The 13,215-nt window shown below is 41.3% G+C and carries 10 protein-coding genes and 1 tRNA gene; 10 read left to right on the top strand and 1 reads right to left on the bottom strand.

Annotated features, from left to right (window positions below):
- Positions 1-51 precede the first annotated feature (51 nt).
- Positions 52-1,047: a class II fructose-1,6-bisphosphate aldolase gene (locus tag QYZ87_06550; protein MDN4754185.1), complete on the bottom strand. Its 996-nt coding sequence runs from the start codon at positions 1,045-1,047 to the stop codon at positions 52-54.
- Positions 1,048-1,574: 527 nt separating this feature from the next.
- Here QYZ87_06550 and QYZ87_06545 point away from each other — a divergent pair.
- The 10 genes from QYZ87_06545 to rny all read left to right on the top strand — a co-directional run bounded on the left by QYZ87_06545 (position 1,575) and on the right by rny (position 12,821).
- Positions 1,575-1,931 carry a hypothetical protein gene (locus QYZ87_06545; GenBank protein ID MDN4754184.1) on the top strand — a complete coding sequence of 119 codons (357 nt, stop codon included), beginning with the start codon at positions 1,575-1,577 and terminating at the stop codon, positions 1,929-1,931.
- A gap of 47 nt (positions 1,932-1,978) precedes the next feature.
- A complete protein-coding gene (locus tag QYZ87_06540) occupies positions 1,979-4,426 on the top strand; it encodes a TonB-dependent receptor (protein MDN4754183.1) in 2,448 nt (815 codons plus the stop codon).
- A gap of 469 nt (positions 4,427-4,895) precedes the next feature.
- Positions 4,896-5,180: an HU family DNA-binding protein gene (locus QYZ87_06535; protein MDN4754182.1), complete on the top strand. Its 285-nt coding sequence runs from the start codon at positions 4,896-4,898 to the stop codon at positions 5,178-5,180.
- 495 nt (positions 5,181-5,675) lie between these two features.
- Complete coding sequence (locus QYZ87_06530) at positions 5,676-7,340, top strand: Rne/Rng family ribonuclease (GenBank protein ID MDN4754181.1); 1,665 nt, start codon at positions 5,676-5,678, stop codon at positions 7,338-7,340.
- A gap of 194 nt (positions 7,341-7,534) precedes the next feature.
- Complete coding sequence (locus QYZ87_06525; GenBank protein MDN4754180.1) at positions 7,535-8,026, top strand: flavodoxin; 492 nt, start codon at positions 7,535-7,537, stop codon at positions 8,024-8,026.
- A gap of 178 nt (positions 8,027-8,204) precedes the next feature.
- Positions 8,205-8,275: transfer RNA gene (locus QYZ87_06520), tRNA-Gln, on the top strand.
- A gap of 117 nt (positions 8,276-8,392) precedes the next feature.
- Positions 8,393-10,000 (top strand): glycosyltransferase, encoded by a 1,608-nt coding sequence (locus QYZ87_06515; GenBank protein MDN4754179.1) that lies wholly within the window; start codon positions 8,393-8,395, stop codon positions 9,998-10,000.
- Positions 10,001-10,437: 437 nt separating this feature from the next.
- Entirely contained in the window at positions 10,438-10,740 is a 303-nt protein-coding gene (locus QYZ87_06510; GenBank protein MDN4754178.1) for a hypothetical protein, read from the top strand.
- A gap of 129 nt (positions 10,741-10,869) precedes the next feature.
- A complete protein-coding gene (locus QYZ87_06505; protein MDN4754177.1) occupies positions 10,870-11,151 on the top strand; it encodes a cell division protein ZapA in 282 nt (93 codons plus the stop codon).
- A gap of 92 nt (positions 11,152-11,243) precedes the next feature.
- The gene (rny, locus tag QYZ87_06500) at positions 11,244-12,821 is read left to right on the top strand and encodes a ribonuclease Y (protein ID MDN4754176.1); all 1,578 of its coding nucleotides are present in this window, start codon (positions 11,244-11,246) and stop codon (positions 12,819-12,821) included.
- The last annotated feature ends 394 nt before the right edge of the window (positions 12,822-13,215 follow it).

Here is a 13,215-nt window from a genome sequence, read left to right as displayed (position 1 = left end):
GAGATGGTGGATATCCACCATCTCCCTGCTTTTCTTATTGGTATAAACGGTTTATAGCTTATTGATAGAGCCTAGTACGTTCTCTATCTTGTGCTTATAAAGGTTCTTAAGGCTTTCACGAGCTGGGCCTAGGTATTTACGAGGGTCAAACTCGGCAGGGCTATCGATAAAGACCTTGCGGACAGCTGCAGTCATTGCCAACCTTCCGTCAGAGTCAATATTAATCTTACATACTGCAGACTTAGCTGCTCTGCGTAGTTGATCCTCTGGGATACCAATAGCATCCTTCAATTTACCACCATGACTATTAATGGTCTCAACTAGGTCTTGTGGTACAGAGCTTGATCCGTGTAATACGATTGGGAAGCCTGGTAGCTTCTTCTCGATAGCTTCTAGGATATCAAAACGAAGTGGAGGTGGTACTAGATTGCCCTTCTCATCACGTGTGCATTGCTCTGGTGTAAACTTATTAGCCCCGTGGCTAGTCCCAATAGAGATTGCTAGAGAGTCCACGCCTGTGCGGCTCACAAAGTCAATCACTTCTTCTGGCTGAGTATAGACATGCTTTTCCGCAGACACATCATCCTCGATACCCGCTAGGACACCCAATTCGCCCTCAACGGTAACATCAAATTTGTGTGCATACTCTACCACTTGCTTGGTTAGCTTAATATTTTCTTCGTAAGGTAGGTGACTTCCATCAATCATCACACTTGAGAAGCCCATTTCGATACAACTCTTACAGAGTTCAAAAGTATCCCCGTGGTCAAGGTGAAGTGTGATTTGAGGCTTTTCACAACCTAGTTCTTTAGCATACTCTACAGCTCCTTGAGCCATATAACGCAATAGGGTTTGATTAGCATAGTTACGAGCACCTTTAGATACTTGTAAAATAACTGGTGAGTTTGTCTCAACCGCAGCTTGGATGATTGCCTGTAGCTGCTCCATATTGTTGAAGTTAAAAGCTGGGATAGCGTATCCACCATCTACTGCTTTCGCAAACATTTCTCTAGTGTTTACCAGTCCTAAGTCTTTGTAATTTACCATGGTTGTTCTTTTTTTATAATTGTCATTTATTCTCATTTTCTCTAAATCTATCTACTACAAATATACCAATTTATTTACTACTTGCTGATGAATATAGAGTGAGATCACTTCTAGATATGTGAATGATACTTAATGCTTATTGTCTTTTATTCTCAGCCTTTTTGCTTACTAAGCCTCGCTGCTTTTATCTCGTGTTTTTCTGTCTCTCAAGTGTCTGGTATCTAATCTTCTACGACCCCAATTGTGTTCATGTTTTCTAAATGCGTTATCCCAATGTCAAGAGGTTGTAGTCTGAACGATGAATAATAGAGATCACTTCAAGTTAGGTATAAGAATAGATTAGTTATACTCCCAAGAACAACGAAGATTTTTCTTGGCAAATAGTCGTCTCACATCATAGCTGAAAAGGGATTTTCATAAGGATTATTTTATTCTGATCTCAATTCGACTCGTATTTTGTGTACCTAAATGATGGTATTTCTTAATAAATTTTTTGCTACTGTGACTCTTTTTTGTAGTTTTGCGTAATGAAAAAGCTAAACCACCATATTGTAGGCTGGGCTCTTTTGCTGATTTTTATCGGTTATTTGGGTTCAATAGTCGCTACTACCCACTTCAACTTGATTGATGGGGTATTGGTGGTCCATGCTCATAAGCAAACTGAAAAGCAGAAGAGTGAGCCGTTCCATAAACATACGGCTAGTGAGCTGGTACAGCTTCATCAAATTTCAGACCTTTCAACGACGGGGATTAATACTACTTTTAGTATTTTAGAGCCCCTCTTTTTCTATATCATAAAGCTTGAAACTTGGGAGCAGATATTTGTCTCTTCCCATTTCTTCCATAAGGTCGTTAGACGTGGCCCTCCTTGTATCGAGCTTTGAGTTGAGAGGAAATAAATCGTTTTTTACATAAATTTTTACATACTGTAATGAAATCATTATTTTGGAGAGGTCTGCTATGGACCTCCGTATTTGCTATGTCCATTATTGGCGTCATGGCAGAGAATTTGGGGTATGCAACTGAAATCCCAAGTGAATCAGAAGTTGCATACAAGCTAAAGGGGAAGGTGGTAGACGCCTATGATGATACCCCTCTTGCATACGCAACGGTTGTTGTGTTAGGTACCTCTTATGGAGCTACTACCAATGTTGATGGTTACTTTGAAGTAAAGGATCTCGTAAAGGGAACCGTGACCGTGAGAGTCTCATTTGTCGGATATGGCACTCGTGAGATCAAGCTTGACTCAAAGGGCGACCACGTGATAAAGTTGGAGCCAACCGCCATCAATATGGAGGAGGTTGTCGTGAGTGCGAGCAGGAACGAGACCCGTAGAAACTTGGCACCAGTCTTAGTGAATGTTACAGATGCTAAGTTGTTTACTAAAGTGAATGCTGTCACCTTGGATGAAGCTTTGAAGTACAATCCTGGTGTGAGAGTAGAGGATAACTGTCAGAACTGTGGATTCAACCAAGTTCGTATTAATGGACTTGATGGGACTTACTCTCAGATTGTTATTAACTCACGCAGCATATTTAGTTCGCTGGCAGGTGTGTACGCACTTGAGTTATTTCCTACCTCTATGATAGATCGTGTGGAAGTGGTTCGTGGAGGAGGCTCTGCACTCTATGGCTCAGCTGCTATTGGTGGTACAGTGAATGTTATTACTAAGACTCCTACTCGAAATACCGCTGAGGCGAGCTACATCATAAGTGGAGTTCAAGATAACTTAGGCACTCCTATGCATGATGCTGGATTGTTTGCATCTGTTGTTGATAACAGTGGGAGAGCTGGAGTGAGTGTATTTGGGAAGATGAAGAGTCGTCCAGGACTTGACCTAAAGCGTCCTGGAAGTGCACAACCTAATGGGAAAGATGGTTTTTCTGACTTGCCACAGCTCCACTTTGCCACCCTTGGTACTTCTGCTTTCTATTCTGTTGGTCCAGCTACTAAGCTGTCTCTCGACTATTTCTATACACAAGAAAAACGTAGAGGTGGGGATCGTCTTGATCGTCCCGAACATGAAGCACAAATTGCCGAAGCAGTCAAGCATAGAATCCATACTGGTATCCTTAAACTGGATCAAAATCTTGCCGATGGTATGGGATTCTTGAATGTCTTTGTCGCTGGGTCGCATATTGATAGAGATAGTTATTATGGAGGTGGAAGCCTTCTAGCTAGAGAGTTGCGTGAGAAGCATGAAGCAGGAACATTAACTAAGGAAGATATTGATGGCCTAGTTGGAGCTTTGGGATCATACGGAAATACCAAAGAAACAACGCTCCAAGCAGGTACTCAGTATAGTCATAATTTTGATAAACTCATCTTTATGCCAGCTGAGTTAACAGCAGGGTTCGAGTTTAACCACAATGATCTGAAGGACATCAGTGGGTATCGTCCAGAAGCTATTGATCAAGTCACCAATACTACAAGTCTTTTCTTGCAAAATGAGTGGAAGAATGATGTTTGGGGCTTCTTGATTGGTGGTCGTTATGATCATGTGGATCTTAAGAATGGTGATGATCCAAGTAAAAAACTAGATATCCTTACCCCACGTGTAACACTTCGATTCAATCCAATTGAGAAATTACACATACGTGCTACGTATGGCCAAGGCTTTCGTTCTCCACAGTTCTTTGATGAGGAACTGCACGTGAATTTTGCTGGAGGTGAAGGTAAGCCAAGTGTTCTTAGTGCTAACTTGCATGAAGAGAAAAGCCATAGTACCAGTCTCTCTGCAGATTATTATCTAGCTTGGGATAATGGATTTAAGCTTAATCTAATGGCTGAAGGGTTTTATACACGTTTGCTGGATAAGTTCAATCATGAGGATAGAGGAGATTATCTAGAGGTTGTTAATGCTAGTAATGCCAGTGTCTATGGTGCTAACTTAGAGTTAAGACTAGCATACACTAACATCGCAACTCTTGATATGGGCTTCACAGCTCAGAGAAGTCTTTTTGATGAAGAGGAGGAAGTCGGTATTGATGGTATTAATAGTCGCGAGTTTATGCGTACTCCTAATACCTATGGATACTTTCTTCTAAATTGGACACCAAGCCATCACTTCTCTTGGAGCTTATCAGGTAACTATACTGGGAAAATGTATGTGCCTCATGAGGCTGGTGATCTCGTCCCAGGTTATATCACTATTCAAGATGGTGTGTTAGAGCGTTCTAAAGCTTTCTTCACTCTCGGAACAAAGGTCTCCTATGCTTTCCACATGGAAGATGCTATGATGGAGTTTAGCATTGGAGCACAGAATATATTTAACTCTTATCAAAAAGACTTTGATGAGGGCTCACAAAGAGCATCGGCCTATATATATGGTCCAAAGATGCCAAGAACAATTTTTGCCGGAATAAAGGTGAACCTGTAATCAACATTTATTTATATATATCCAATAAGTATGGGGTGGTATTGCAAGATAGATTGTAGTGCCATCCTTTTTTTTTATACTCATGTGAGTAATATTTCTTCAGTATATCACTGAACTGTTTATGAATGGTTTAATAGTGTGTATTTGATCACCGATAGATTGAGGATGTACGTAATAAGGCGTATGAGAAGTTTAGAGGAGGATGAAAAACCCAATGAAATAGGTACTGATAATTTATTTTTAATTACCAGTGGACATGTATTTATTAAGTCTCATTTGGACTTCACAAAAGTAAGTGAATTAAGAGGTTAGCGAAAAAAAGAATGAGATTTATTTCAAAAACTAGATAAAAAAAGGTATCTTTGCCATCAACTCCTATAAGGCTGACTTTTATAAGGTAGTCTTTTGACATAGGAGGCAATAAAAAGGACGGAATTTGTAACGATAATAATAAAAGATATATAGTATTATGACTAAAGCTGAACTCGTAGGTGAGGTATCAAAACGTACAGGGATTGAAAAGAAGCTCGTGTTAGAGACATTGGAAGCGATTATGGAAACTACCATGGATGTCCTTCAAGATGATGATGCAGTATATCTGCGTGGATTCGGTAGCTTTAGTGTGAAGAAAAGAGCACCTAAGACTGCTCGTAATATCACAAAGCAAACGACAATACAGATCCCAGCCAGAAAGGTTCCTGTGTTTAAGCCTTCAAAGAACTTTTCGGTGAAGATTGATAAGAATAACGCGTGATAAGGGACAGGGTGCTGAAGTTTGTGTTATAGACCTTAATTTTTTTTTTTGAGATAACAATTATTCCTCACTGATGTGAGAGATACAGTATTCACTATAAAATATAAATAATATGCCAAGCGGAAAGAAAAGAAAGAGACATAAGATGTCGACTCATAAACGTAAGAAAAGATTGCGTAAAAATCGTCATAAGAAGAAGTAATACCAAATGAGTAGAGAGGTGATGAAGATCACATCTTACTCGTCGGGTATATACTAGGTCAAACAACTAATTGATTAGTGTGAGATATTAGAAGCGCAAATATACTGTAGGGGCTCGGAGACATTATGTTTCGGAGTTCGGTATGGCATAAGCCTTAGGATATGTTACACGCACAATAGCATAGTAGCAATCTTAAGGCTTGCTTTCTATTTTTGAGATTAGTCTTCTATTAGTTGTTGGGTTTAGTCATATTAGTAATAGAATATTTAATTTTTTAGTAACCATTATTTCGAGTGAAAAGTGAACTGATCATAGATGTTCGCCAGAAGGAGGTCTCTATTGCGGTCCTAGAGGATAGTCGATTGGTAGAGCTTCAGAGGGAAAAGCAGAATATCGCTTTTTCTGTGGGGGATATCTATTTGGGCAAAGTGAAGAAGATTATGCCTGGTCTGAACGCCGCTTTTGTCGATATTGGTCATCGTAAGGAAGCATTCCTTCATTATCGAGACCTAGGCAATGGCTTTCTGACGGCTAAGAGTTTTCTTGCTGCTCAGCGTAAATTCGGTAAAAGCTTTTCTCCGGAAAAGGTGAAGTTGGAAAAGGAGATAGAGAAGGGTGGTGCTATCGCTGATATGCTCAGTCAGGGCGATGAAGTGATGGTGCAGATTACCAAAGAAGCTATCTCTACTAAAGGTCCAAGGCTCTCGACTGAGCTTTCATTTGCAGGTAGATATTTGGTATTAATACCATTTTCTGAAAAGGTGTCAGTGTCTCAAAAGATCCGTTCTGGGGAAGAACGTCAGAGACTTAAAATGCTGGTTCAGAGTATTAAGCCTAAGAATGTGACCGTTATTGTTCGTACCTCTGCTGAGGGGGTCAAGGTTGCGGAACTCCACCATGAGTTGCGGTCTTTGATCAATAAATGGATGAAAACCATTGAAAACCTAGGCAAGGAGCCCGCACCATCGTCCCAACGTAGTGCGAAGGGTAAGAGTAAAAGTGGTAATGGTCAGAAAGATGATGCCATCGGCATGCTACATCAGGAGAGTAGTCGCACACTAAGTCTTTTGAGAGATACGTATAACTCTGGATTTAAGGACATATACATTAATGATCGTTCGTTAGTTCAGGAGGTCACTGATTATATTGAGTTGATTGATCCAGGTCAAGGACGTATCGTCAAGCTTTATGAGGATAAGAAGCCTATATTTGATGCCTTTGATGTCACGAGACAGATTAAGCACTTATTTGGTAAGAGCGTGACTTATAAGAGCGGAGCTTATCTCATAATAGAGCAGACGGAAGCGATGCATGTGATTGATGTCAATAGTGGCAATCGAGCTAGGGGATCAAAGCAGCAAGAGGATACTGCAGTGGATGTTAATTTGTCTGCAGCCGAAGAGATTGCTAGGCAGATGAGACTTAGAGACCTTGGGGGGATCATCGTGGTGGACTTTATCGATATGGCTCAGGCGGCGAATAGACAAAAGCTATTCGAGACCATGAATGAGTATATGAAAAACGACCGGGCTAAGCATACGATACTACCTATCACTAAGTTTGGTTTGATGCAGATTACTCGCCAAAGAGTACGTCAAGCCATGACGATCGAAACTGATGAAGTGTGTCCATCATGCTTAGGTACTGGGAAGGTCAAGCCATCTATATTCTTTACCGATGAGCTAGAGGATATGATTGCTAGACTGATGACACAAGAGGGAGTGAGTAAACTTGTCTTGCATGTCCATCCATACGTAGCAGCGTTTATAAATAGTCGCAAGGGACTCTTAGGATTTGGTAGTTCATTGTTGGCAAAGTGGAGAGGAAAGTACGGCAAGGGGCTTAATATCGTAGCGGACCAGTCGTTGGGTGTCCTTTCTTATGAGTTCTATGACTCTGAGGATAATGAGCTGTCTCATATCTTGGAGGACAATGATGAAAAAGAGGATGATGAGTAATAATTCCAACTTCTTCTTTCTATGAGAGAAGCTGTTAGTGTAAATGTAATTGAGGAGCTATCTGCATAAGTAGGTAGCTCCTCCTTGTTTTTACGCCATATAATTACCTAAATCTAGCGATACCATCATTTAGCTATAGTCATTACCTTTGTGGGGAGTGAGTGAGAGTGATTTATTAATCAAAAATAATAAAAGTGATGAAAATAGGTGTTTATTATGGGTCTTCAACTGGTACCACTGCTGATGTAGCTCAGAGAATAGCTAATGAGTTAGGAGTGGCCAATGGCGATGTTCACGACATATCAAGTGCTAATGCTGCTGATGTAGGGCAATATGACTTGGTGGTGCTAGGAACATCTACTTGGGGGATGGGAGAGTTGCAAGATGACTGGGTTGAATTTAAGGATCAGCTGAAGCCGTATCTTAAGGGTAAGAAAGTGGCTTTATTTGGGCTTGGTGATTCTGAGGGATTTGGTGATACCTTCTGTGATGGTGTAGGAGAGTTGTACGATGAATTTGAAAATGCGGGATGTACATTTATAGGGGAAACCTCCGTGGAAGGTTATAGCTATGACTCTAGTAAAGCCGAGCGAGATGGGCGACTAGTTGGGCTCTTGCTTGATGAGATGAATCAAGATGACCTAACTGACGAAAGAATTGCGGCGTGGGTAGCACAATTAAAATAAATGTGCGATTCTATTGTTTAGTGTATTAAGTTTTGAAAATGAGTCCTTTATGATTTATCTATAAGGACTCGTTTTCTTTTAATTCAGCAAAAAAGATATTTTTTAGCTGTGAAGATTTGGTCAAGTTGAAAAATACTATTATCTTTGCACAAATCATTAGGATGAAAGATGAGAATACTGACCCATGGTGTAATGGTAGCACTACAGGTTTTGGTTCTGTCTGTTGAGGTTCGAATCCTCATGGGTCAGCTTTTTTTCTCACTTTAGGTTATGTATTATGCTAAGAGCGTCTTCGGTAGGCACATCAGCCTCGAGGGCGCTTTCTGATTTTTTTAGTGGATAGTAAATAAAAACGTGATGGAGAATATGTCTGACCCTTTACTGGTGATGGAAACATCTTGGGAGGTGTGTAATAAGATCGGGGGCATTTATACAGTGCTTAGCTCAAGAGCTTCGACCATGCTCATGAAGCACGGTGATGATGGTGTACTTTTTGTGGGCCCTCTATTGCGTGGGGGAGATCAAGATGATTTCATTGCGGAGCACGATAATCGTCTAGCTTCTCAGCTAACTGCAGATTGTGGACTAGAGGTGAGAATTGGGAGGTGGAACATCCCAGATCAGCCTCGGGTAATCCTTGTGGATTATACCTCTTTGTTTGAAGATAAAGGTGCACTCTATTATGAGATGTGGAGTGCATATGGCATACGAGGTGAGCTGGGTTATGGTGATTACGATGAATCCTGCCTTTTTGCCATTGCGGCAGCAAAGGTAATGATAGCATACCAGAAGGTCAAAGAGTCCAGTCTAGTCGTCTCTATTTTTAACGAATGGACTACTGGGATGGGACTCCTGTACTGTGCACTGCATTCGCCCGCTATACATACTATTTTTGTTACCCATGCGACAACTGTTGGGAGGTCCATTGCTGGTAATGGTAAGCCGTTGTATGGTGAACTGCCTAATTATAATGGCTCTCAGATGGCTGATGAGCTAAATGTTACGTGTAAGCACGTTGTGGAGCGATTAGCTTCTCACCAAGCCGATGTGTTCGCAACGGTTAGCGATGTAACCGCTATTGAAGCGGCTCAGCTTTTGGATAAAAAGGTGGATGTGGTACTGTATAATGGCTTTGAGCCGGCTTTTGTTCCTGATGAAAAAGATCAAGCTATACTAAAAGCAGATGGGCGAAATAAAATCATTCGCGTGGCTGAGCGACTGTATGGTACGACCATTTCCAGTGAGGCCGTAATTATTGCCACTTCAGGTCGGAATGAATACCGTAATAAAGGGTTGGATGTTTTTATTGATGCGCTTGGGCGTATTAAGAATCAAACACTTCAGGATGTTATTGCTGTTATCGCAGTTCCCAGTTGGGTTAAGTCACCGCGGAGAGACTTGGCCTTTGCTCTTGAGCGAAATATTGAACTAACGATGCCGATGCAGAATCCATTTCTGACCCATGAGCTAAATGATCCATGGGGGCATCCCATATTTTCTCAATTAAGTGCCTTGAGAGAGCAGTGGGGGCATGGCGTTTTTCCTCTTTTTGTACCAGCCTATTTAGATGGGAGGGATGGAATTTTAGATCTTGAGTATTATGATTTTCTCTCGGCTCTTGATCTTACCGTTTTTGCTTCTTATTACGAACCATGGGGGTACACCCCTTTGGAGAGCATTGCTTTTGGTATTCCTACGATTACAACTGACAAGGCAGGTTTTGGCGTTTGGGCTGAGAAGCATAGCACCGTTGGTAATGACCTTATGAGTGGTGTTCGGGTATTGCATCGAGATGATTATGACTTTGATGGATTGTCTAAATCGCTAGTGGAGAACATTCTGAGTTATATAGCAAAGTCCGATGAGGAGAAGGCAGAGGCGAGAAGAGCTGCTCAAGAGTTATCAGCTGATGCTGAATGGAGTCGTTTCTACACACTATATGAGAGAGCTATCGAAATGGCTCTTAATAGATAGTTGTAGCGAAGAGTAGGCCTATAGTGCTTTGGTTATAGGTGATGAGCTGACTGAATGACGCTTCTCAGAGTAAGGCTCTTGTAAGTATTGGAGTTTCTTCATATAGGAAGAAACTCTTCTACTTATATAGAAAAAATATCGGTCCTATAGGAAACATTTCTTTTTTATATAACTAAGATTTTTGACGGCTTATAGCTTTCGAATGAGACTGTCATGTACATGAAAATCTTGGCTCTTGAAGAGTGGCGTAACTGCTCTCCCTCGTGAAGCACTATCATCGATATGATCGTGTGTCTGCATGAGTTCAAAAATGTTAAAATGGGACATGATGACTTCTTGCTAGGTCGCTAAAATTTGTTATATTTGCTTAGGAGTATGCTGCAGAGTCTAGGTGAGATTCTTTTTTTGTGGATGCTTATTACTACAGATCTTTTGATATGAGTAGAGAGAGTCAATTGTTAGAGGAGGTGGAGCTTCGAATTGCAATGTTTGGTCGGAAATACAACCAAGTAAATGAGGAGCTCGCTGATGCTATGGCGAAGATTGATTTGCTTACAGACCAAAGTAATAAGCAGCGAGAGGAGATCCAGACGCTAGAGCAGAAACTATCTGTGGCTACTATCGCTACTGGCTCTAGCCCTGAAGCTAATCATGCTTTGTTAGGGCTGAGAGAGGAGCTAGATGGGATAGTTGAGGTCATAGATGAATGTATTACTCTGCTAGAAAAGCGAATAGAGTAGTTACGGTGATAAGATACGATTTGGAGTAGGCGGAAGTCCTCCAAATGCATAATAGTATAAATATAAAGAATAATACTGTACGATTGAGTATGAACCATGGATGGTGAACATTCTGAAATAAACAGATTTATGACGCGAGACATTACGATCCGAATAGAGGATCAACGTCTCTCGCTCACTATCCCGCGTACGGAGATCGCAGAACAGAAAATTCGAAGAGCGGCTGACCAGGTTAATTCTGTGTTAGAGAAGTATAGAGTGGCCTTCCCCGATGCTAAGAGGGATGAGCTTATGACCTACGTAGCTCTTCATATTGCTAACAATGCCCAGACGAGTATGCTAGAGATGGAGGATCTTCAGCTAACTAGTAGATTGGAGAAGCTGGTAAAACAGTTGGATCAGCTCGTATAACTTTAGTCTTATAAATTATCATTACGTAATCTTTAATTCACATAACCTAGCAGATGTTTTTCGATTAATTATTTGTAAAAAAACGTTAGGATATGGGTAACATTTTCGTCGCTATTGGGGTGGCTATTGTGTTTCTTGCTGTAGGAGGATTTTTCCTTTGGAAGGAGCTGAAGAAAAAAGCTATCGAAGAGCGAGATGCATATATTGCAAATGCTAAAGAGGATCTAGAGATACTCAAGAAAAATAAGCTTCTGGAGGTAAGGGAAGAGGCCATAAAGAATAAGGCTGAGCTAGATAAGGAGATGCAGCAACGCCAGAGTCGCGTTCAGAGTTGGGAGAGTAAGCTCAAAAATAGAGAGCATTCACTTCAAGGGCTGCAAGACGACCTCAATAAGATTTCGAGGGAACAAGAGGCCGAAAAAGTAAGATTAGAAAAGTCTCAAAGAGAGAATGAGAAGAAGCTTGAGCAGGGCTGGTCTGATATACAAGCTCGAGAGGCAGCTCTAGAAGTCCTAAAGAGTGAAGCTGAGAAGCAACTAGAGGTCATTAGTGGACTTTCGGCAGAGGAGGCAAAAGAACAGTTGGTTAATAGCATTCAAGATCAGGCTAAGGCTGCTGCGGCATCACTTGTGGCTGATATTATTGATGAAGCTAAGATGACTGCTAATCAAGAAGCCAAGAAGCTGGTTGTGAAGTCTATTCAGCGAATTGCTACCGAAACAGCAATTGAAAATGCTGTGACCGTATTCCATATAGAGAATGATGAGATGAAGGGTCGTATCATAGGCCGTGAGGGTCGAAATATACGTGCTCTTGAGGCCGCTACAGGAGTGGAGGTGATTGTGGATGATACTCCGGAGGCTATTGTCTTATCTTGCTTTGATCCTGTTCGTCGTGAGATCGCTAGACTTACCCTGCATCAGCTAGTCCAAGATGGACGAATCCATCCAGCTCGAATAGAAGAGGTGGTGGCTAAGGTTCGGTCTCAAATCGAGGAGGAGATCGTAGAAACTGGTAAGAGGACGATGATAGATCTAGGTGTCCATGGATTGCATCCTGAGTTGGTTCGCTTAGTTGGTAAGATGAAGTACCGCTCAAGCTATGGACAGAACTTATTACAACACTCAAGGGAGACTGCTAACCTGTGTGCTGTGATGGCATCGGAGCTAGGGCTTAATCCTAAGAAGGCTAAGCGTGCAGGCTTGCTACATGATATTGGTAAGGTGAGTGATGAGGAGCCAGAATTACCACATGCTTTACTAGGGATGAAGATCTGTGAACGATATAAGGAGAAACCAGATATCTGTAATGCTGTAGGTGCTCACCACGACGAAATAGAGATGGAGACACTTATCGCTCCTATTGTTCAGGCCTGTGATGCGATCAGTGGTGCACGTCCTGGAGCGCGTCGTGAAATTGCAGAGGCGTACATCAAACGTCTGAATGACCTTGAGAAATTAGCACTCTCTTACCCTGGAGTGATTAAGACTTATGCTATCCAGGCAGGTAGAGAGCTAAGAGTAATTGTGGGTGCTGATAAGATAGATGATGCAGGTGCTACTCAATTATCAGGAGAGATCGCTCAGAAGATACAGGACGAGATGACCTATCCTGGTCAGGTTAAGATCACAGTGATTCGCGAGACCCGTGCTGTAACCTTTGCTAAGTAATCTGTAGAGAAAGTAACAATAAGAATCATCCTATCAGATTTGAGTGCAGATCTGTGGAGATTTTCTTTAGGGTTAGTTGTAAGCCACTATGGCTGAAAGAGTAGGGATTTGCTGAAGTGCGTAATTTATACTGTATGCTGAAAGCAGTAGATTGCTAAAGTAAAGGACATCGCATTCTCTAATGTACTTTGATATATAACGTTGAAGGAGATGATAAAGGTTGTCTCACTTCAACGTTTTTATTATATCGAGTTTTATTCATCATGAATATTATTTTATGGGGAAGCTTTATGAGCTTCATATGAGTTCTTACTATTGTTTAGTCACTTTATGATAGTAACTTACGGTATCGACTCTGTATAAAATACATTCATGAGGAGCTGATTTTTATTTC

The sequence above is a fragment of the Porphyromonadaceae bacterium W3.11 genome (assembly GCA_030434245.1).
Taxonomy (GTDB): Bacteria; Bacteroidota; Bacteroidia; order Bacteroidales; family Porphyromonadaceae; genus Porphyromonas_A.
This window is presented reverse-complemented; position numbering and strand designations above follow the sequence as displayed.

What these genes read in the sequence shown, in the direction of transcription:
- QYZ87_06545 (MDN4754184.1), top strand. Translation starts at nt 1,575, where the DNA reads ATGAAAAAGCTAAACCACCATATTGTAGGCTGGGCTCTTTTGCTGATT.
- QYZ87_06510 (MDN4754178.1), top strand. Translation starts at nt 10,438, where the DNA reads ATGAGTAGAGAGAGTCAATTGTTAGAGGAGGTGGAGCTTCGAATTGCA.
- QYZ87_06550 (MDN4754185.1), bottom strand. Translation starts at nt 1,047, where the DNA reads ATGGTAAATTACAAAGACTTAGGACTGGTAAACACTAGAGAAATGTTT.
- rny (MDN4754176.1), top strand. Translation starts at nt 11,244, where the DNA reads ATGGGTAACATTTTCGTCGCTATTGGGGTGGCTATTGTGTTTCTTGCT.
- QYZ87_06535 (MDN4754182.1), top strand. Translation starts at nt 4,896, where the DNA reads ATGACTAAAGCTGAACTCGTAGGTGAGGTATCAAAACGTACAGGGATT.
- QYZ87_06505 (MDN4754177.1), top strand. Translation starts at nt 10,870, where the DNA reads ATGACGCGAGACATTACGATCCGAATAGAGGATCAACGTCTCTCGCTC.
- QYZ87_06540 (MDN4754183.1), top strand. Translation starts at nt 1,979, where the DNA reads ATGAAATCATTATTTTGGAGAGGTCTGCTATGGACCTCCGTATTTGCT.
- QYZ87_06515 (MDN4754179.1), top strand. Translation starts at nt 8,393, where the DNA reads ATGTCTGACCCTTTACTGGTGATGGAAACATCTTGGGAGGTGTGTAAT.